A 19885-nucleotide genomic window follows, 5' to 3' on the forward strand; every position below is an offset into this window, starting at 1 on the left:
GGTCACGGGCTGGCGGCGAGGAAGACGAACGCGGCGAGCAGCACCAGGTGCACCCCGCCCTGGAGCACGGTCGCGCGACCCGGCACCACGGTGAGCACGCCGGTCACCGCGGTCAGCGCGAGCAGCGTCATCTGCGTGCCGCCCAGGCCCAGCAGCAGCGGGCCCTCCAGCCAGATCGAGGCCAGCGCTATGGCCGGGATGGTCAGGCCGATGCTGGCCATGGCCGAACCGAGCGCCAGGTTGAGGCTGATCTGCACCCGGTCCCGGCGGGCCGCCCGGGCGGCGGCGAGGGTCTCCGGCAGCAGCACCAGCAGGGCGATGACCACGCCGACGAACGCCTGCGGCAGGTTCGCCGCCTCGACGCCCGCCTCGATCGCCGGGGAGATGGTCTTCGCGTCGCCGACCACCGCGACCAGCGCCACCACCAGCAGCACCAGGCTCGCCAGGGCGGTACGCGTGGACGGCGGATCGGCGTGCCCGTCGCCGTCGGCGTCCTCGGGAATGATGCTGCCCTCCTGCGTCACCGGCAGGAAGTAGTCGCGGTGCCGGCCGGTCTGCACCATCACGAACAGGCCGTAGAGCGCGAGCGAGGCGACCGCCGCGAAGGTGAGCTGCGCGGGGGAGAACTGCGGGCCGGGCCGGCTGGTGAAGGTCGGCACCACGAGGCTGAGGGTGGCGAGCGTGGCCACGGTGGCCAGCGCCCCACCCGTACCCTCCGGGTTGAACACCGCCACCCGGCGGCGCAGCGCGCCCAGCAGGAGGGACAGGCCGAGTATCCCGTTACAGGTGATCATCACGGCGGCGAAGACCGTGTCCCGGGCCAGCGCCTGCGTCTTGTCACCGCCGCTGATCATCAGCGTGACGATCAGCCCGACCTCGATCACGGTGACCGCCACCGCGAGCACCAGCGAGCCGAGCGGCTCGCCCACCTTGTGCGCCACCACCTCGGCGTGATGCACGGCCGCCAGCACGGCCCCCGCGAGCAGCGCGGACACCACCACGATCAGCGGGCCGGGCAACTGCCGGTCCCAGGTGGCCGCGAGCACCAGGACCGCGATCAGGGGTGTGAGGGTGGTCCAATCGGTCAGGCGGGATCGGATCATGGCGGCCATGACATCAACCTTGCCAGGAAGATCGATCAACTGCCCGTGGCGAGATGCTTGCGATCCGGCGCCGGATCGGGTACGCGGCCATGCCGGATGCCGTGAGCCCCGCCACAGCCCGTCGTGGCGGGCCCGCGAAAGCGAAGAGGCCGCACCCGGTGGAACCGGATGCGGCCTCTCTACCTCTGGTCGGGGTGGCCGGATTCGAACCGACGACCTCTTCGTCCCGAACGAAGCGCGCTACCAAGCTGCGCCACACCCCGAGGCGTGCCGACAAATAGTAGCCCACCCGCTCCGATGGTCAAACTCCGTACCCCCCGCCCCCGGGACCCGGGTCGGTCAGCGAGGGATCAGCGTGAGGATGGTCGCCTCCGGCGGGCACGCGAAGCGGACCGGCGCCGTGGGATGGGTGCCCAGGCCGGCCGAAACGTGCAGCCAGGAGTCCGAGCCGGGCCAGCGGTGCAGCCCGCGGGCCATCGACCGGGGCAGCCCGCAGTTGGTGACCAGCGCGCCGTAGCCGGGCACGCAGACCTGTCCACCGTGGGTGTGCCCGGCGAGCAGGAGCCCGAAGCCGTCGGCGGCCATCCGGTCCAGCACGGCCGGCTCCGGGGAGTGGGCCAGGGCGATGGAGAGCGACGCGCCCGCGCTGACCGGCCCGGCCACGGCCGCCCAGTCGTCCCGCTCGATGTGCGGGTCGTCCACGCCGGCCAGCTCGATCTCCCGGCCCCCGGCCTTGAGAGTGGTCCGCGCGTTGTTGAGGTCCACCCAGCCGGCACCGGTGAAGACGTCGCGCAGCTCCTCGTACGGCAGCGGCACGCCCTCGGTGTACTCCCGGTCGGGCAGGAAGTAGGTGAACGGGTTCTTCAGGACCGGCCCGGTGTAGTCGTTGGAGCCGAAGACGAAGGCGCCCGGCAGGTCGAGCAGCGGTTGCAGGGCGCGCAGCACGCCCGGCACCGCGTCCGGGTGGGCCATGTTGTCCCCGGTGACCACCACGAGATCGGGGTCGAGGGCGGCCAGCGAGGCCACCCAGTCCTGCTTGCGCCGCTGGTCGGGCATCATGTGCAGGTCCGACAGGTGCAGTACGCGCAGCGGCTCGGCGTCGGTCGGGAGCACCGGTACGTCGTACCGGCGCAGGGTGAACATGTTGCGCTCGATGAGCGACGCGTACGCCAGGGTGGCCGCCCCGACGGCGACGGTGCCGGCCGCGAGCCGGAATAGTGTGCGCTTTCGCATGGCGTTCAGGGTAGTTTGACCGTCCATGAGCACGCTGAAGGACCGCCTCACCGCAGACATGCGCGCCGCCCTCAAGGCGCGCGACGAGCTGACCACCTCCACGCTGCGGATGGCCCTCGCGGCCGTCGGCAACGCCGAGGTCGCCGGCAGGGAGAAGCGCGAGCTGAGCGACGACGAGGTGCTCGCGGTGCTGACCAAGGAGGCGAAGAAGCGCCGCGAGGCGGCTACCGCCTTCGCCGACGCGGGTCGCGCGGAGCAGGCCGGCAAGGAGACCGCCGAGGGGGAGGTGCTGGACCGTTACCTGCCGAAGCAGCTCTCCGACGACGAGTTGGCCGAGCTGGTCTCGGGGGCGCTCGCCGCGGGCGGATTCACCGGCAAGGCGCAGATGGGCCCGGCCATGAAGGCGGCCCAGGCCGCGGTGGCGGGCCGTGCCGAGGGTGGCCGGGTCGCCGCGGAGGTTCGCCGCCAGCTCGGTCTCTGACCGCACCCCTCGACGACGAAGCGGGCGGGCACCCGGTGGGGTGCCCGCCCGCTGGCGTTGTTCGGGTCAGCCGCGCGGTCGGCCAGGGCGGCCCTGGTTGGGCGGCGGTGGGACCACCGGCCCGCCGGTTCCGGGCTTCGGCTGGTTGCCGCCTCCGGCGCTGACCTCGATGGTCACCACGCCGCCCTTGATGGTGCGCCCGTCCGGGCTGGTGCCGGCGGCGGTGTCCACCGGGCAGTCCGACGGGGTCTTCTGGCTGGCGACCACCGGCTCGAAGCCGGCGCCGCGCAGCCGCGACTTGGCGGTGTCGATGGACTCGCACTTCACCCCGGGGATGGCGCGCTGGTCGCCTTCGATGATCTTCCCGCTCGGCGGGGTGAAGTTGATCCGCTCCTTGCCGACCATGGCGTCGCGAAGCGTCTGGTAGACCGCCGGGTTGATGCCCCACGGCACCTCGTTGTGCCGCATCCGCTGGTTGGTCTGCGGCCAGTCCGGGTCGGCCTCGATGCCGGCCACCGCGTACTGCTTGGTCATGGCGACCAGGGCCGAGGTCTTGTCCCCGTCGGTGGTGCCGGACTTGCCGGCCACCGGGGCCTTGACGATGCCGCGGACGTTGCCCGCGGTGCCGTTTCTGCACTTCGAGGTCGACGAGCGGTCACCCACGGGGCAGCGTGCCGCGTCCACGGCGGCCCGGGCCACCTCGGTGCTGATCCGCTGCTCGCAGTGTGGGTTGGCGATGTCCAGCTTCTCGCCGTCCGGGCCCCGGATCTCCTGCACCGGGATCGGCTCGCAGTATTTCCCGTCCGCCGCCAGGGTGGCGTACGCGTTGGCCAGCTCCAGCGGAGTGGTCTGCGAGACGCCCAGGGTGAAGGCGCCCCACTGGTGCGCGGAGTCCTTGTTGGCGGCGAACTTGGCGTCGTTGGAGGCGCGGAAGGTGATGCCCAGCTTCTCGGCGGCCTTCACCACGTTTTCCGCGCCGACCCGCTGCTGGAGCTCGACGAAGAAGGTGTTGACCGAGGCGCCGAAGCCGCTCCACATGTTGTGCACGCCCGCCATCGACTTCGAGGCGTTCTGCGGGCAGTAGAAATGGGTGCCCTTGCAGGCGGCCGGGTTGCCCGAGTCGATGATGTATTCCGACTTGAACTGCTCCTGGGCGTTGATGGTGTAGCTCAGCGGGTAGCCCTTCTCCAGGGCCGCCACCACCGTGAAGATCTTGAAGGTCGAGCCGGCCTGGTAGCCGGTGATGCCGCCGCCGCCGGTGACCAGGGGGTTGACCGTGTTCGGGCGGTTGCCCCGGATCTTCTTCCGGGCCTTCTTCGGGTCGCTGGAGATCTTGTTCTGCGGGTGGTCCGGGTCGTCGAGCTTGAAGTTCCGGTTGACCGCGATGGCGCGGACCCGCCCGCTGCCCGGCTCGATGGCGGCCACCATCCGGGCGGCCGTGGCGTCCTCGCTCAGGTGGTTGCGGACCGCCTTGTCGGCGCCCCGCTGCGCCTGCACGTCCAGGGAGGTGGTGATGGTGTAGCCACCGCTCTTCAGCCGCCGCTCCCGGTCGTAGGAGGTGGAGCCGAAGGTCTCCTGCTGGAGCCACCAGCGGTAGAAGTAGTCGCAGAAGAAGCCCCAGGACCGGGTGTTGGTGGCGACGCAGCCGTTGGGGGTGCGCTTCTTCGCCACCTTGAGCTTGATCTGCTTGGCCTGGTCGGCCTGCTCCTTGGTGATGGCGCCGGTCTGCACCATGTTGTCGATGACGTAGTCGCGTCGGCCGACCGCGTCCGGGTAGCCGGCCGGGGTGGTGGGGTCGAACGCGGTCGGCGCCTTCACCAGGCCGGCGAGCATCGCCGACTCCTGGATGTCGAGCTTGCTCGGCGGCTTGTTGAAGTAGACCTGGCTGGCGGCGTAGATGCCGTACGCGCCGTTGCCGAAGGCGGCGATGTTCAGGTAGCGCTCCAGGATCTCGTCCTTGGAGAGCTCCTTGTCGATCTGGAGCGCGTAGCGCATCTCGCGCAGCTTGCGGGCGCTGGTGTCCTCGGTCGCGGCCACCACGTCGGCCGGATGCGTCGCCGAGTACGAGATGGCGAGCCGGACGTACTGCATGGTGAGCGTCGACGCGCCCTGTCGCGAGTTCGTCCCGGACTGGTTGTTGACGAACGCCCGGGCCACACCGTTGAGGTCCACGCCGTTGTGCTTGTAGAAGTCGTGGTCCTCGGCCGCGACGATGGCCTTCTGCATGATCGGCGCGATGTCCTTGAGCTTCACGTCGCGCCGGTTCTCGTCGTACATGGTGGCCAGCGGTGTCTTGCCGTCGGAGGCCAGCAGGTAGGTGATCTGCGGGGCCCGGGCCACCGTCAGTTCGGTGGGGAGCGCGCCGAAGGTCTCGGCTCCGGCCTTCGCGGCCAGTCCGGACATCGCCACCGCGGGGAAGGCCGCCGCAGCGACCACCACGCCGGCCAACAGGCCACAGATGAGTAGCGATGCGGCGTTGGTCAGCACGTTGTGGTCACGTTTCCGCATCCAGGTCACCTCGACAGGGTACGCGAGTAGGGAACGAGGGGCGCGCGGGGAAGTTTCCCATTTCCTGCGCGCGCCGGCCTCGTTGTGCTAAACGCACGAACCCCGGTGCGTGGTTGCGTGAAACCTGGCAGAAGTCTCCTCCGAACGGAGGAGTGGCGCAGCGTTTTCACCTACTCCGGCCGGGTAGACGGCGGGCGAAAGCCCGGGAAGCCGGGAGTGTCCGGAATGATGGATTTCGCCGACAACGTTGCGTAATCAGGCGACTACACAGCATGATGGTGGCGGCGACAGCAGCCACACGTCGTCCGCGCCGCCCTGGGGAGGCCGGCCCGGACGACCGGGGGGAATTCGACGGCTGGTCGCGCGAAGTCGGTAGGTACTGCAAGGGGGGACGTGTACAGATGGGCATGATCACTGACTGGCCGTCACTGGCGGCGTGTCAGAACGGGGACCCGGACGCGTTGTTCGTACAGGGCGCCGAACAGAACGTGGCGAAAAGGATCTGCCGGAGCTGCCCAGTTCGGTACGAGTGCCTGGCCGACGCGCTCGACAACCGGATCGAGTTCGGTGTGTGGGGTGGCATGACCGAACGCGAGCGCCGGGCGCTGCTGCGGCGTCATCCGCAGGTCACCAGCTGGCGCAAGATGTTCGAGGCGGCCATGAAGAAGAACGCCAAGGAGAAGGCCGGTCGGGACAAGGTCCTCGTGACCACGGCCAACTGACCGACGCGCCGGTCGGTCGCGCCGCTCAGTGCCGGCTGATCGCCTCGCCGATCGTCCGCAGCCCGTCGACGTCGTGCACGTCGGCGGGCTGCGCCGTCACCGACACCGCCGGCACCGCCGGGAACGCCTCGGTGAACCGGGCCGCCACCCGCTCCTCGCGGGCCGCCTGCTCGGCCAGCGTGGCGTGCGCGCGCAGCACCTCGGCGGTGCGCTCGTGTTCGCCCGCCCCCGCCAGCCGCTCCGCCGCGGCCAGACTGTCCGCCGCGGACAGGTCCGGCACCGCCGGCCGGTGCACCCGGTTGAGCACCAGGCCGGCGAGCGGCATCCGCTCGGCGCCCAGCCGGCCGGCGAAGTAGGCGGCCTCGCGGACCGCGTCCGGTTCCGGTGCCGCGACCAGCAGGAACGCCGTCTCGCGGGCCTGGAGGATGCGGTACGTCTGCTCGGCCCGCTGCCGGAACCCACCGAACATCGAGTCCAGCGCGGCGACGAAGCCCGACAGGTCGGTGAGCAGTTGCGCGCCGATCACCTTCTGCACCACCTTCGAGAACATCCCGAAGCTGGCCGTCACCAGGCTGAACATGCTCCGCCCGCCGCTGCGGGCCGGCGCCAGCAGCAGCCGCAGCATCCGCCCGTCCAGGAAGCGGGAGAGCCGGGCCGGCGCGTCCAGGAAGTCGAGCGCCGAGCGCGACGGCGGGGTGTCCACGACGATGAGGTCCCACTCGCCCCGCGCGTGCAGCTGACCCAGCTTCTCCATCGCCATGTATTCCTGCGTGCCCGCGAAGGTGGAGCTCATGGCCTGGTAGAAGGGGTTGGCGAAGATCTCCGCCGCCTTCGCCGGGTCGGTGTGCTGGAGCACCACGTCGTCGAAGGTGCGCTTCATGTCGAGCATCATGGCGTGCAACTGGCCGCCGCTGGACTCGACGTCGATCCCCTTGACCTGGCGTGGGGTGTTGTCCAGCTCGGTCAGGCCGAGCGACTGGGCCAGCCGGCGGGCCGGGTCGATGGTGAGCACCACCGTCCGCCGGCCGTGCTGTTCGGCCGCCCGCAGCGCCAGAGCCGCCGCGGTGGTCGTCTTGCCCACTCCGCCCGCCCCGCAGCAGACCACGATCCGCACGCCCGGATCGGCGAGGATCTGGTCGACGTCCAGCGGTGGCGCCGCGTCTTCGGAAGGCACCAATCGAGCGTATCGGTCTCGAGGGTCTCTCTGCTCCGTGCCGGCCGCAGGTGTGAGTCAATCCGCCCGGACGAGCGTCTCGGCCAGCGTCTCCAGCCCCGCCCGGTCGACCCCGCCGGGCAGCAGCGGCAGCTCGGTCAGGGGCAGGCCCAGCTCCACCAGCTCGGCGCGGAGCGAATCCTCCAGCTCCCGGCGTACCTGCTGGTCACGGGCCTCGGCGGCGAGGCCGGCCACGGTCCGGGCGTCGGTCGGCAGGCCGGCGGCGGCCAGCCCGCGCTTCAGTTCGGCGGCGGTCACCGGGCGGTCGGCCGGCACCGGGGGCCGGGCCCCGTTGACGATCACCCGGCCGACCGGGAAGCCGAGCTTGGCCAGCTCGGCGATCGCGTCGACGGTCTCCTGGACCGGCATCTCCTCCAGCAGCGTGACCACGTGCACCGCGGTCATCGGCGACCGGAGCAGCGCCGAGACCCCCTCGCTCTGGGTCTTGATCGGGCCCACCTTGGCCAGCCGGGCGGTCTCCGCGGTGACGTTGAGGAAGCGGCCGATCCGCCCGGTCGGCGGCGCGTCCAGCACCACCGCGTCGTACGCCCGGCGTTGCCCGCTGGTTCGGGTGGTCGCCTCCTTGACCTTGCCGGTGAGCAGCACGTCCCGCAGGCCCGGGGCGATGGTGGTGGCGAAGTCGATGGCGCCCAGCTTGCGCAGCGCGCGGCCGGCCGCGCCGAGCTTGTAGAACATGTCCAGGTATTCGAGGAGCGCCTCCTCGGCGTCGACCGCCAGGGCACGCACCGCGCCGCCGCCGGGCGCGTCGGTCAGGTGCCGCTCCTCGTAGGGCAGCGGGTCGGTGCCGAAGAGCTGGGCGATGCCCTGCCGCCCCTCCACCTCGACCAGCAGGGTGCGCCGGCCGCCGGCGGCCAGCCCGAGGGCCAGCGCCGCCGCCACGCTGGTCTTGCCCGTGCCGCCCTTGCCGGTCACCACGTGCAGGCGGGCCGGCCATCTGCCGGCGGACTCGGCCGGCTGCTCAGTCGCTGCCACCCGTCGAGCCTATCCAGCCGTCGCGGTCAGGCGACCTCGCAGACCCACCAACCCGTCTTCCGCACCACCGTGAAGCGCAGTTCCTGGTCGGCCATCTTCTCGTCGGCCGTGGTCATGGTGACCCTGGTGCTGACCGTGGCCCGGTCCCCGGTCTGGTTGTCCACCTTCGGGGTGGTCCAGCGGAACCGCGCGTTCTGGTACTGCCCGGCGTACTTCCGCACCTCGGCGACCTTGGCGGCGATCTTCTTGTCGTCGCGCGACGCCGAGCAGACGAAGGTGGCCGCCGCGCGGGCGTCCCGGTCCTTGTAGACCGCGGTGAGGAAGCCGTCCACGGCGACCGTCGGCTCCTTGGCGCCCTGGCCGTCCTCGGCCTGCCGCAGGGTGAGGAACGCAGCCGTGCCGCCACCGCCGCAGAGCAGGACCGCCGCGGCCAGCACGATCGAGGCGATCAGCAGGCCGCGCCGCTTCTTCGGGGCCGCCGGCTGCGGGTACGGCGGGTAGCCGGTCGCCGGCGGGCCGCCGGGGGCCGGCGTGGCGCCGGCGGTCGGCTCCTGGTGGGCGGGGCCTCCGGGCGAGCCGGCGGCGCCACCGATGGGCGGTTGGGTCATGTCGTTCCCCCGGGGTGCGGCGCGCCGACGCCGCCCCAGGCGACGGACACGTGATCGAGCGTGGCGGGCGAGCGCGGGCACTCATCCAGACCGGAAGGGTAGCGGTCGGCGGACGGCTTGCCAGCCCCGCGTACGCCGCGCCGCGCCACGCCGGACGTGAGCCCGCCGCCGCTTTCCCGATCGGGGATGTGTCGCATATGTGACTGGAGGTGAGCGGGCGCGCGCGTCCCGTTGCCGGGACTCTCGGCAGGTCCTACGTTCGTCGCGACGCGGGGGCCGGACCGGTGAGGGGTTCCGAGCCGGATGGTGGTGACGTGAACAGGTACGACGCCCGGAGGCAGCGGATGCGCGACGCGGAGAACATTCCCCGAGCCCAGTTCCCCGGCGAGCGGGCCGGACGGCTCGGCGACGCCGAGGGGCCCGGCGCGGGAGCGCCGTTCAACGAGCGGTCCTACCGCCCGCCCGCCGAGGTGGTGCGCACCCTGGGCCGGCCGGCCGGGCGGGGCCGCGACGAGGAGGAGCCCGGCTACGTCATCCACCTGCCGGTCCGGGTCCCCGACCTGGCGGCGGCCACCGCGCTCGCCTCCACCGTGGCCACCTCGCTGGGCTTCCTCAGCGAGCTGGACGCCGGCGAGACCACCGTTTCCACGGCCGACGACCAGAACAACCGGCACCGGGTCTTCTGCGACCTGCTGCTGCCCGACCGCACCCGCTGCCCCCAGCGGTACGAGCACGAGGGCCCCTGCGGTGAGCCGTCCGGTACGCCGGAGCAGCGTCCCGCGTCCCCGTAACGGCGGCGGACCGTAGGCTGTGCCTGACCGCAGTCCATGTCAGGCAAGGGAGCCTTCACCCGATGCAGAAGTGGGAATACGCCACGGTCCCGTTGCTGGTCCACGCGACCAAGCAGATCCTCGACAACTGGGGCGAGGACGGCTGGGAGCTGGTCTCCGTGGTTCCCGGTCCGAACCCGGAGCAGCTCGTCGCCTACCTCAAGCGTCCGAAGGGCTGACCCGTGAGCGCGAGGAGTGAGCCGGGCCTGCGAGCCCCGCAGTCGCGAACGAAGGACGGCACAGCATGAGCAACGGACCGCACGCGAAGCTCGCGGAACTCGGCCTGACCCTGCCCGAGGTGGCGTCGCCGCTGGCCAGCTACGTGCCGGCCGTCCAGTCCGGGCAGCACGTCTACGTCTCGGGTCAGCTTCCGATCGCCGAGGGCAAGCTGCTCGCCACCGGCAAGGTCGGCAACGGCGTCTCCGCCGAGCAGGCGAAGGACCTGGCGCAGCGGTGCGCGTTGAACGCGCTCGCCGCGATCGACTCGCTGGTCGGGCTGGAGAACGTCGTCAAGATCGTCAAGCTGACCGGCTTCGTGGCCAGCGCGCCCGGCTTCACCGGCCAGCCCGGCGTGGTCAACGGCGCCTCCGAGCTGTTCGGCGCCGTCTTCGGCGAGGCCGGCCGGCACGCCCGCAGCGCGGTCGGCGTCGCCGAGCTTCCCCTGGACGCCCCCGTCGAGGTCGAGGTCATCGTCGAGGTCGCCTGACGCCGCGTACCCGTGATCTTGCCGGTGCCGGTGGGGCAGACGACCCGCAAGGGGACATAACTCCTGGCGGCACCGCAAGATCGCGGGCAGTGGCGGGCGGGGTCGTACGATCGCTGCCATGGGGCCTGTGACCGGAGCCGCTGGGGCGCTCGCGGACGAGCTGCCGGAGTGGGTGACGCTGGTGCGTGCCCCCAACCCGGGGCCGATGACGCTCGACGGCACGAACACCTGGGTGCTGCGCGCCCCGGGCGCCGAGCACGCCGTGGTGGTCGACCCCGGCCCGGCCGACGAGGAGCACCTCGCCGCGCTCGCCGCGCACGGCCCGGTCGGTCTCGTGCTGATCACCCACGGGCACGCCGACCACACCGAGGGCGCGCCGCGGCTCAGTGAGCTGCTCGGCGGGGTGCCCGTCCTCGCCGTCGACCCGGCGCACACCGTCGGCGGCGCGCCGCTGACCCCGGACACCCTGCTCGACGCCGGCCTGGACATCCGCCTTCTCGCCACCCCCGGGCACACCGCCGACTCGGTCTGCTTCCTGGTCGGGCACGGCGACGAGCGGGTCGTGCTCACCGGCGACACCATCCTCGGGCGGGGCACCACCGTGGTCGCCCACCCGGACGGGCACCTCGGCGACTACCTGGCGAGCCTGGAGCTGCTCGCCACGTACCGGGGGATCCCGGCGTTGCCGGGGCACGGCCCCGCGCTGGCCGACTGCGGTGTGGCGGCCGACTTCTACCTGGCCCACCGGCGGGCGCGGCTCGACCAGGTGCGCGCGGCGGTCGCCGCCGGCGCGACCACCGCGCCCGAGGTCGTCGAGCGGGTCTACGCGGACGTCGACCGGTCGCTGTGGTGGGCCGCCGAATGGTCGGTCCGGGCCCAGCTGGAGTACCTCGGGGTGAGCCCCCGGGAATCCGGCGCCGGGGGTACGGGGTTGGAGCTGCCGTGACCTGCCCGGTGTGTGGAACCGTCGCCGTGCCCGGCGCGCGGTTCTGCCACAACTGTGGAGCCGCCCTGCCGGCCGCCGCCTCGCTGCCCGCCGCCGAGCGGCGGGTCGTCACCGTGCTCTTCGGCGACCTCTCCGACTTCACCTCCTGGTCGGAGGACCTCGACCCGGAACGGGTCGGCGCCGTCACGGACCGGGTGCTGGCCGCCCTGGCGGGCGCGGTCAAGACCTTCGGCGGGCACGTCGACAAGCTGACCGGCGACGGGATCATGGCGGTCTTCGGCGCGCCGGTGGCGCACGAGGACGACGCCGAGCGCGCCGTCCGGGCCGCGCTCTCCATGCAGCGGGCGGTCCGCCGGGTGCTCGACGACGAGCGGGGCGGGGGCGCGCCGCTCGGCCTGCGGGTCGGCCTGAACACCGGCGACGTCATCGCCGGCATCCAGGCCGCGATCGAGTACACGGTCATCGGCGACACCGTGAACACCGCCGCCCGGCTCGCCGACGCCGCCGCCGTCGGCGCGGTCTACGCGGGCGGGCGCACCTCCGCCGCCACCCGGCACGTCGCCTCCTGGCGGGCGCTGCGCCCGCTGCGGCTCAAGGGCAAGCGTGAGCCGGTCGAGGCGTACGAGCTGCTCGGCCTGCTGGACGCGCCGGGCACCAGGTCGGGCCTCGGCGACGAGGCGCCCTTCGTGGGCCGGGAGACCGAGATCGGCCGGGTCGCCGGCCGGCTGGCCGAGGTGATCGACCGGGGTGAGCCCCGGGTGCTGCTGATGACCGCCGAGGCGGGGATCGGCAAGTCCCGGTTCGCCGCCGAGGTGGAACGCCTCGCCGCCGGCTACGACGTCGGCGCCGGCCGGTACGCCGCCCACACCGGCGCCCGGGTGCTCTCCGTGCGCTGCGCCGCGTTCGGCGAGCGGCGCCGCCTCGCCCCCCTCGCCGACCTGGTCCGGGCCGCGGTCGGCCTGCCCAACGACGCCGCCACGGCGCTCACCCGGCCGGCCGTCGAGGAGCGGCTGCGCCGGCTCGGGCAGCGCCTCGGCCGGCTCCCCGGCGACCCGCCCCCGCTCGCCGTGGACCAGCTCCTGGCCCTGCTCGGGTACGCCGAACTCCCCGCCGCCACCGAGAACGGCGAGTGGAACGCCGCCTCCCCGCCGCCGGACGCCGAGGCCGTGCCCAACGCGGTCGCCGAGCTGCTCAGCGCGCTCGCCCTGGAGGCGCCGCTGGTGATCGTGGTGGACGACCTGCACGACGCCACCGCCGAGACGATCAAGGCGCTCGCGCTGACCCTCAACCGGCTCAGCGGCCCGGTGCTGGTGCTGCTGCTCGGCCGGCCCGAGCTGGTGCGGACCGCCGGCGCGCTGACCCGCGTCGCGGACGCCGAGGTGCACGCGCTGCCCCCGCTGCGCGGCGCGGACGCCTCCCGGCTGCTCACCAGCTATCTGAGCGGCGGCAAGCTGTCCACGGCCGACGCCGACCGGCTGCTCGCCACCGCCCAGGGCAACCCGTTCTACCTGGCCGAGCTGGTCACCCTGCTGATGGAGCGCGGGGCGCTGACCGCCGGCCCGGGGCGGGACGCCAACGTCGGCTGGCGGCTCGCGCCCGGCTCGCTGGGCAGCCGGCTGCTCTCCCGCGACCTGGCCGCCGTGCTCGCCGCGCGTATCGACGCCCTGCCGCCGGACGCCCGCTCGGTGTTGCGGGACGCCGCGGTGGTCGGCGACATCGTGCCCGACGGCGCGCTGGAGGCGCTGCGCGAGCAGCGCGTCGGGCGGGACGGCCGGCCGGCCGCGGTGGCCGCGGTCGAGCTGGAGCGGGCCGTGGAGGAGCTGCTGCAACGCCGCATGCTGCACCGCACCCGCACCGGGTTCGCCTTCGCGACCCCGCTCATGCGGGAGGCCGCGTACGCCGGGGTGAGCAAGGCCGAGCTGGCCGAGCGGCACGCCGCACTGGCCCGCTGGGCGGCACCGGAGAACGCCGACGGCACCACGACGGCGCCCGGCGGGTTCACCGAGTCCGCCCGGGACGACTTCGTCGCGCAGCACGTCGAGCGGGCCGCCGCGCTAGCCGACGCGGTCAAGCTCCGCCCGGACGCGCCGGCCCGGGCGGTGGCCCCGCTGGGCGTGGCCGCGCTGTGCCGGTCCGCCCGCCGCGCACTGCGGTCCGGGGAGCCGGCGATGGCCGTCGAGTACGCCGAACGCGCCGCCGAGCTGGCCCGCGACGGGGTGCCGCTGGCCGACCAGGTGGTGCACGCCCGGGCGCTGCTCCAGATCGGTCGCCCGGCCGACGCGCTCGCCTTCGCCGAGAAGATCGCCGCGAACGCCGGGGACGCGGCGGCCACCCGGACCAGCGCCCTCCTGCTGGCCGGGCAGGCCCACCAGACGCTGGGCGACGCCACCCGCGCCGAGCGGAGCTGGCAGGAGGCGTTGCAGGTGGCCACGGAGGCAAAGCTGCCGACCATGCGCGCCTCGGCGATGCGCCGGCTCGGCATGGCCGACTTCATCGCCGGCCGGCTGGGCCAGGCGAGCAGCCGCCTCGCGGCCTCCTACCAGGTCAGCCTCGCCGCGAAGGACCCGCGCGGGCAGGCCTGGTCGTTGCAGAACCTGGCCTGGGTCACCACGACCCGGGGCGACTTCGCCGGCACCGACGCGGTGCTCGGCCGGGCCGCCCGGCTCTTCGCCGAGCTGAAGGACCCGTACGGGCGGGCCTGGCTGCGCGGCACCACCGCGTTCGCGCGGCTGCTCGCCGGCCGGCTCCGCGAGGCGTGCCGGATGGCGCAGGTGTTCCTGCCGTTCGGCGAGCGGGTCGGCGAGGCGTGGGCGGTGGGCACGCTGCGCGCCGTCGAGGCGTACGCCACCGCCGAGCTGGGCGAGCTGGGCGAGGCGGACCGGGCGGCGCGCCGGGCGTACCGGGAGTTCGCCGAGGTCGGCGACGACTGGGGCCAGGGCTTCGCACTGGTGGTGCGCGGCGTGGTGGCGCGCGGGCTGGGCGAGCCGGAGCACGCCGCCGACCTGCTCACCGACGCTCTCGGGTACGCCGACCGCACCGCGCATCCGCTGCTCACCGGGATGGCCGGGACACTGCGCGGCTTCGTGGCGCTGGACATGGGCGACGCCGCGACGGCCGAGCGGGAGGCCCGGTCGGTGCTGACCACTGTGGAGCCGCACAACCCGCAGGCCCCCGCCCAGGTGGCGCCCCGGGTGCTGCTCGCCATGGCCCGGCTCGCGGCCGGCGACGCGGCCACCGCGGTGGGGCTGCTCGCCCCGGTGGCCACGACCGCCGCCAACACCCCGTCGCTGCTGTTCTCCCGCCGCCAGACCATGGCCCGGTACGCGTCCGCGCTGCTCGGCCACGGCCAGCGCGAGCAGGCGCTGGACTGGGCGCAGCGGGCCGTGTCGGCGCCGGCCGAGGACGTGCGCAGCCAGGTCATCGCGCGGATGGTGCTGGCCGAGGCGTTCGAAGCCTGCGGTCGCCCGGCCGAGGCGCTGGCCAGCGCCGAGGAGGCGGTGCGGCTGGCGTACGCCACCGAGCAGCGCAGTGAGCGGGCCGCCGCCGACGCGCTCCGCGTCCGCCTCGCCGCGCACTGATCCCCGCCCGGTTCTACCGGTTCCGGGGATGTGCCCGTCGGAGGGGGCGGTTAGCGTGGGGGCGTGCGGGCCGTCCACGCCGACGGCCACGGTTGGGGGAGGGACGATGAGGCTGCCGCGCTCCGGCGCCGGCTGGACGATCGCGGTCTTCGGGCTTCTGGCGCTGCTGCTCGGCGCGCTGGGGCTGATCTGGCCGGAGACCCAGCTCCGCCTGCTCGGCTTCGAGGTGCCGGCCGAGCGTGCCCCGGGTGACTACACCGGCACGTTCCTCACGGCGTCCTCGATGGCCTCGTTCAACATGGGGGTCTACTACCTGCTCGCCGTGGCGACCGAGTGGCGGCCGTTCTACCGGTTCACCGTCTGGTTCCGGCTGGTCACGTTCACCGTCTTCAGCATCGCGGTGCTCTCCGACGTCGCCCCGGACCGGTTCTTCGGGGTCGCGGCCTGGGAGGGCCTGGGCGCGGTCGCGACGGCCGTCGGCCTGTGGTGGGACGCCCGCCGGGCGGCCGCCGGGCCGGGCCGGCCGGCAGCCGGGGACGACACCGCTCCGGGTCCGGGCCCGGTTCCGGCGACCGACGCGGTGCGCTGAGCGACCGGGACCGTTGGGTATTTTCGAGTCGTGACCGAGACCCCGCCCGGCGCCCTGCGGCTGCCCATCGTGCCCGGTCTGACCGACCTGGAGGTCTTCGCCCGGGGCGGCTACGCCACCGTCTACCGGGCCACCCAGATCTCGGTGGGGCGCGAGGTCGCGGTCAAGGTGGAGAACCGCACGCTGGACAGCGATCGGGACCAGGCGCGTTTCCTGCGCGAGGCGCGGGCCGCCGGCAAGATGTCCTCCCACCCGCACGTGGTGGACCTCTTCGACGTCGGGGTCACCGTCGACCAGCACCCCTACCTGATCATGGAGCTCTGCGACGGCTCGTACGCGGAGCGGATGCGCCGGTGCCCGTTGGGCGCGGTCGAGGCCCGCGACCTCGGCGTGAAGATCGCCGACGCGCTGGCCCACTCACACGCGGCCGGGGTGCTGCACCGGGACGTCAAGCCGGCCAACATCCTCTACTCGCACTTCAATCCGGCCGTGCTGGCCGACTTCGGGCTGGCGGTGCTGGCCGAGGTGCGCGACGCCTCGGTCACCCTCGAGGTGCTTACCCCGGCCTACGCGCCGCCGGAGATGTTCAGCCACAGCCCGCCCAGCCCGGCCGTCGACGTCTACGCGCTCTGCGCCACCCTCTACGCGGTGATGCACGGCCGCCCGCCGCGTTGGCAGTCCGAGCGCAACCCGAGCCTGGTCACCGTGCTGGAGATGTTCCAGCAGCCGATCCCCGGCCTGCCCGGGGTGCCCGACGAGCTGATCGACGTGCTGCGGCTGGGCATGGCCAACGACCCGGACGAGCGTCCGTCCGCCGTCGAGCTGCGTGGCCTGCTCGCCTCGCTCCCACTGGATCCGGGGTCGGCGCCGGTGAGCGGCGCGCCCTATCCGGGGGCTCCGGTCAGCGGCGGCCCGACCACCGGCGGCCACTCGCTGACCCGCACCGGCCAGCCGGGCCCGCGCCCGCCTGCCGAGGACGCCCACCCGACCGTGCCGAGCCGCGGCCGCCGCTGGCCGCGGCGCTGGTTCCTCGGCGGGGCCGGCGTGCTCGCGCTCGCCGCCTCCGCCGGTGCGGGCGCCTGGCTGGCCGACGGCGCTCCCGCCGTGGTGTCGCCGACGCCGGTGGCCAGCGGGGCGGTCGAGCCGTCGCGGGTGCCGCCCGGCTGCGCGACGGGCGACGTCCGCCTGCCGGCGGGCGCGCACTGCGCGTCCGAACTGGAGTGTTACGGCCCCGTGCGGCTGCGCCGCGACCGGGCCGAGGCGACCCGGGTGCCCTGCGACGGCCGGCACACGTGGGAGAGCTACGCCGAGGGCGACCTGCCGGCCGCGCTCGTCGGCGCGGGCCACGACGCGGTGGTGGCCGACCCGGCCGTCCAGCAGGTCTGCAGCGTGGGCACGTTCCAGCTGGCGAGCGGCGTGCGACAGGTGACCGGCTGGAACCTGGAGGTGCTGCCACCGACCGGCACTGAGCGCACCTACCGGTGCCTGGCGGGGCGGGGCGTGGACGCGCTGGCCGTGCCGACCCTCACCGGTCGCTGATCCCGTTCGCCGTCCGCTGCTGCCGCACCGCCCGCGGGTCGAGTGCGCCCAGGGTGTCGGCGTCGCCCGGGTAGCCGCCGCCGGACGCCCGCAGGTCCCGGACCGCCCGCGGGTCGAGCGCCTCCAACGTGTCGGCGTCGCCCGCGTAGCCGTCGGCCGGTGTGCGGAGCTGCCGGACCGCCCGTGGGTCGATCGCCTCCAGGGTGTCGGCGTCCACCCCGTACGCGGTGGGGGCCGGCCACTCGTCGGGGGACGCGTCGGCGCGGGGAGGAGCCTGCCGGGCGGCGGTGAGCGTCACCCCGGCGATCATGCCGAGCAGGACGCAGACCAGGGCCAGCACCACTGACAGGATGCCGGCCGGGTGCCACACCACCAACGTCACCAGCGCCGCAACCGCCGCCACCGACGCGACGACGGCCTTGACCCGCGCATCGGGCTTCGGGAACGAACTCACCCGACAAGCATGGCCCAGGCCGTCGAGCTGTCAACTGCCGGACCGGCACGGCTGCCCGCCGACCACGCCCGCGGAGCCGACCAGCATCCACTGGGGAGGATGATGAAAGCGTCGATCAATAAGATTCCGTTACGGGGTACGGCGGGTGATCGGGCACCCGCCGTACCCCGGGCCGCGGACGACGCGAGGGGCGGCCCGGTCAGGCGTTCTCTCCGCGGAGCATGTCCCGCAGCACGTCGACCAGCTCGGCGGCCTCGGTCAGCTCGTCGCCGGCCGGGCATCCCGCGCGCGCCACCGCCGCCTCCCACAGCACCCGCCCCGGCGTGCCGCCGATGAGCCAGCGTCGCACCGCCCGCTGTGCGTCCTCGGGTAGCGACGAACCCCACCGCCAGTTGTCGACGAAGGCGGCGAGCTGCCGGGCGGGCGTGTCACCCGGCAGCTCGGCGAAGTCCGAGAGGTACTCCTCGACGTCAAGGTCGAGCGCGACGACGGCCTCCAGAACGTCCGGCACCGGGTTGGTGGACGGCCAGGACGTGAGGGTCCGGCGCCACCACGACCGGACGAACCCGGTGACGGCCGTGCGCTCCTCGGGGGACCAGTGCTGCCAGCTCGCGTGGATCCGCGAGGTCACGTGGCCCGGCCACCACCAGTCCGCCATCTCCCCGCTCGCGTACGCCGCCAGCAGTCGCGGCACCAGATGCGGCAGCTCGGTCCCGTCGCCCCAGGTGCCGGGGTTGGACAGGTAGGTGCCGAGCTGCTTCGGGGTGAGCGCGCGCAGCGGCGTACGCCGGAAGAGGTCCACCTCGGCGGGGTCGACGCAGTGGTCGCAGGCCGTCATGTCGGGCGGCATGGGGTGGTGGGCGAAGACGGCGTAGAGCCGGTCGGTCGCCCGCTCCAGATCGGGCGGCACCATGGCGACAGTCTCCCGGGCCGTCCCACCGGTGTCGATCGCGATCGGGGCAGTGGGCAGGCGCTTCGGCGGGTTAGAGTACGGCGGCACCCCGCTCCCGCCGATCCCCGGCCGGAAGGCGGGGGCGCTCCGCCGCCGTGATCCGCCCCCCTGGCGAACGGCGGCCCTCGACCTCCCGACAAAGGAGATCTCCACTCCCATGTCTCGAAGAATTATCTCTGTTCTGATGTCCGCCGGGCTCGCGCTCGGCGCACTCGGCATGGCGCAGCCGGCCAGTGCGGCCGACGCGGCTCCCGACGGTGGTGGCCACGCGAACGCCGGCGTCAAGCCGGGTGCGCGCACCACCTCGGCGTCCACGAGCGCCGCCATCCCGGCCGGCTACACGATCCGCGGCATCGACGTCTCCAGCCACGACCACAACCTCGGCCCGATCGACTGGCCGTCCGTGGCGGCCGGTGGCGCCAAGTTCGCGTACGTCAAGGCGACCGAGGGGCAGACGTACCGCAACCCCTACTTCGCCGAGGACTACGCGGCGGCCAAGGACGCCGGCCTGCTCGTCGGCGCGTACCACTTCGCCCGCCCGGACGGGCATGACCCGGTCACCGAGGCGAACTTCTTCATCGACAACGCCCAGTTCGCCAAGGACAGCCAGACGCTGGTGCCCATGGTGGACATCGAGTGGCCGTACTGGTCCGGCGCGCCGACCTGCTACGGCCTCACCACGACGGAGATGTCCGCCTGGATCAAGTCCTTCACCGACCAGGTCAAGGCACGCATCGGCCGGCCGGTGATGATCTACACGAACACCAACTACTGGAACCCGTGCACCGGCAACAACGCGTCCTTCGGCGCCAACCCGCTGGACATCGCCGGCTACACCACGACCCGCCCGCCCCTGCCGGCCGGCTGGACGACGGAGACCATCTGGCAGTACGCCGCCGGTGACCCCAGCACGCCGGGGAGCTACAGCCAGAACGTGTTCAACGGCGACTACTCGGCCCTCACCCGGCTCACCGGCGCCCCGGCGGTCGCGGCCCCGATCGCCCTCCGGGCCCGGGCCAACAGCCGCTACGTGGTGGCCGAGAGCGCCGGCACGAAGCCGCTGATCGCCAACCGGACCTCGGTCGGGCTGTGGGAGCAGTTCGACGTGCTCGACGCGGGCGACGGCTTCGTGGCCCTCCGGGCCCGGGCCAACGGCCGGTACGTGGTGGCGGAGAGCGCGGGCACCAAGCCGCTCATCGCCAACCGCACGTCGGTCGGCGCCTGGGAGAAGTTCACGGTGATCGAGAACTCGGACGGCACCATCAGCCTCCGGGCCAACGCCAACGGCCGGTACGTGGTGGCGGAGAGCGCGGGCACCCAGCCGCTCATCGCCAACCGCACGTCGATCGGTCCGTGGGAGAAGTTCGACCGGATCGCCACCTCCTGAGCCGCGCTGCCCGTGCCCGGCGCCCCGACCAGGGGCGCCGGGC

Annotated in this window: 18 protein-coding genes and 1 tRNA gene; 10 read left to right on the forward strand and 9 right to left on the reverse strand. The window is 73.6% G+C overall.

Features of this window, described 5'->3' with window-relative positions; all coding sequences use genetic code 11:
* Window positions 1-2: 2 nt before the first annotated feature.
* From NFX44_RS06805 to NFX44_RS06815, 3 genes are all read right to left on the reverse strand, one after another.
* Entirely contained in the window at window positions 3-1112 is a 1110-nt protein-coding gene (locus tag NFX44_RS06805) for a calcium:proton antiporter (RefSeq protein ID WP_262282650.1), read from the reverse strand.
* A 177-nt stretch (window positions 1113-1289) separates the two neighbouring features.
* Window positions 1290-1366: transfer RNA gene (locus NFX44_RS06810), tRNA-Pro, on the reverse strand.
* 76 nt (window positions 1367-1442) lie between these two features.
* Window positions 1443-2336 carry a metallophosphoesterase gene (locus NFX44_RS06815; RefSeq protein WP_262282651.1) on the reverse strand — a complete coding sequence of 298 codons (894 nt, stop codon included), beginning with the start codon at window positions 2334-2336 and terminating at the stop codon, window positions 1443-1445.
* 25 nt (window positions 2337-2361) lie between these two features.
* Between NFX44_RS06815 and NFX44_RS06820 the strand changes: the two genes are divergently transcribed.
* Window positions 2362-2817, forward strand: a complete 456-nt coding sequence (locus NFX44_RS06820) for a GatB/YqeY domain-containing protein (RefSeq protein ID WP_262282652.1) — start codon at window positions 2362-2364, stop codon at window positions 2815-2817.
* 66 nt (window positions 2818-2883) lie between these two features.
* On the opposite strand, the gene NFX44_RS06825 is transcribed toward NFX44_RS06820, so the two are convergent.
* Window positions 2884-5325 carry a transglycosylase domain-containing protein gene (locus NFX44_RS06825; protein WP_262282653.1) on the reverse strand — a complete coding sequence of 814 codons (2442 nt, stop codon included), beginning with the start codon at window positions 5323-5325 and terminating at the stop codon, window positions 2884-2886.
* A gap of 401 nt (window positions 5326-5726) precedes the next feature.
* Here NFX44_RS06825 and NFX44_RS06830 point away from each other — a divergent pair, with 401 nt between their 5' ends.
* Entirely contained in the window at window positions 5727-6047 is a 321-nt protein-coding gene (locus tag NFX44_RS06830; RefSeq protein ID WP_091266889.1) for a WhiB family transcriptional regulator, read from the forward strand.
* Between the two features lie 25 nt (window positions 6048-6072).
* Here the strand turns inward: NFX44_RS06830 and NFX44_RS06835 are convergent, their stop codons facing one another.
* The 3 genes from NFX44_RS06835 to NFX44_RS06845 are packed head-to-tail and all read right to left on the reverse strand — an operon-like array spanning window position 6073 to window position 8861.
* Window positions 6073-7224, reverse strand: a complete 1152-nt coding sequence (locus tag NFX44_RS06835) for an ArsA-related P-loop ATPase (protein ID WP_262282654.1) — start codon at window positions 7222-7224, stop codon at window positions 6073-6075.
* 54 nt (window positions 7225-7278) lie between these two features.
* On the reverse strand, window positions 7279-8253 hold the full coding sequence (locus NFX44_RS06840) for an ArsA-related P-loop ATPase (RefSeq protein WP_262282655.1): 975 nt from the start codon (window positions 8251-8253) through the stop codon (window positions 7279-7281).
* A gap of 26 nt (window positions 8254-8279) precedes the next feature.
* The gene (locus NFX44_RS06845; RefSeq protein WP_262282656.1) at window positions 8280-8861 is read right to left on the reverse strand and encodes a hypothetical protein; all 582 of its coding nucleotides are present in this window, start codon (window positions 8859-8861) and stop codon (window positions 8280-8282) included.
* Window positions 8862-9205: 344 nt separating this feature from the next.
* Between NFX44_RS06845 and NFX44_RS06850 the strand changes: the two genes are divergently transcribed.
* From NFX44_RS06850 to NFX44_RS06880, 7 genes are all read left to right on the forward strand, one after another.
* Window positions 9206-9652: a hypothetical protein gene (locus NFX44_RS06850; RefSeq protein WP_262283158.1), complete on the forward strand. Its 447-nt coding sequence runs from the start codon at window positions 9206-9208 to the stop codon at window positions 9650-9652.
* A gap of 62 nt (window positions 9653-9714) precedes the next feature.
* Window positions 9715-9870, forward strand: a complete 156-nt coding sequence (locus NFX44_RS06855) for a DUF4177 domain-containing protein (RefSeq protein ID WP_013289021.1) — start codon at window positions 9715-9717, stop codon at window positions 9868-9870.
* A gap of 65 nt (window positions 9871-9935) precedes the next feature.
* Window positions 9936-10397, forward strand: coding sequence for a RidA family protein (locus NFX44_RS06860; protein WP_262282657.1), 462 nt, complete (start codon window positions 9936-9938; stop codon window positions 10395-10397).
* 118 nt (window positions 10398-10515) lie between these two features.
* A complete protein-coding gene (locus NFX44_RS06865; protein WP_262282658.1) occupies window positions 10516-11343 on the forward strand; it encodes an MBL fold metallo-hydrolase in 828 nt (275 codons plus the stop codon).
* Window positions 11340-14921, forward strand: a complete 3582-nt coding sequence (locus NFX44_RS06870; RefSeq protein ID WP_262282659.1) for an adenylate/guanylate cyclase domain-containing protein — start codon at window positions 11340-11342, stop codon at window positions 14919-14921. Before NFX44_RS06865 ends, NFX44_RS06870 begins: the two co-directional genes overlap by 4 nt.
* Before the next feature lie 106 nt (window positions 14922-15027).
* Window positions 15028-15510, forward strand: coding sequence for a hypothetical protein (locus NFX44_RS06875; protein WP_262282660.1), 483 nt, complete (start codon window positions 15028-15030; stop codon window positions 15508-15510).
* Between the two features lie 30 nt (window positions 15511-15540).
* Window positions 15541-17049, forward strand: a complete 1509-nt coding sequence (locus NFX44_RS06880; RefSeq protein ID WP_262282661.1) for a serine/threonine-protein kinase — start codon at window positions 15541-15543, stop codon at window positions 17047-17049.
* On the opposite strand, the gene NFX44_RS06885 is transcribed toward NFX44_RS06880, so the two are convergent.
* Both NFX44_RS06885 and NFX44_RS06890 read right to left on the reverse strand, forming a co-directional pair.
* Entirely contained in the window at window positions 17036-17503 is a 468-nt protein-coding gene (locus NFX44_RS06885) for a hypothetical protein (protein WP_262282662.1), read from the reverse strand. The genes NFX44_RS06880 and NFX44_RS06885 overlap by 14 nt on opposite strands.
* A 199-nt stretch (window positions 17504-17702) precedes the next feature.
* Complete coding sequence (locus NFX44_RS06890) at window positions 17703-18416, reverse strand: hypothetical protein (RefSeq protein WP_262282663.1); 714 nt, start codon at window positions 18414-18416, stop codon at window positions 17703-17705.
* 223 nt (window positions 18417-18639) lie between these two features.
* Between NFX44_RS06890 and NFX44_RS06895 the strand changes: the two genes are divergently transcribed.
* Window positions 18640-19842: a GH25 family lysozyme gene (locus NFX44_RS06895; RefSeq protein WP_262282664.1), complete on the forward strand. Its 1203-nt coding sequence runs from the start codon at window positions 18640-18642 to the stop codon at window positions 19840-19842.
* Window positions 19843-19885: the final 43 nt, after the last annotated feature.

It is taken from the genome of Micromonospora sp. MA102, from assembly GCF_025460765.1.
Lineage (GTDB): Bacteria > Actinomycetota > Actinomycetes > Mycobacteriales > Micromonosporaceae > Micromonospora > Micromonospora halotolerans.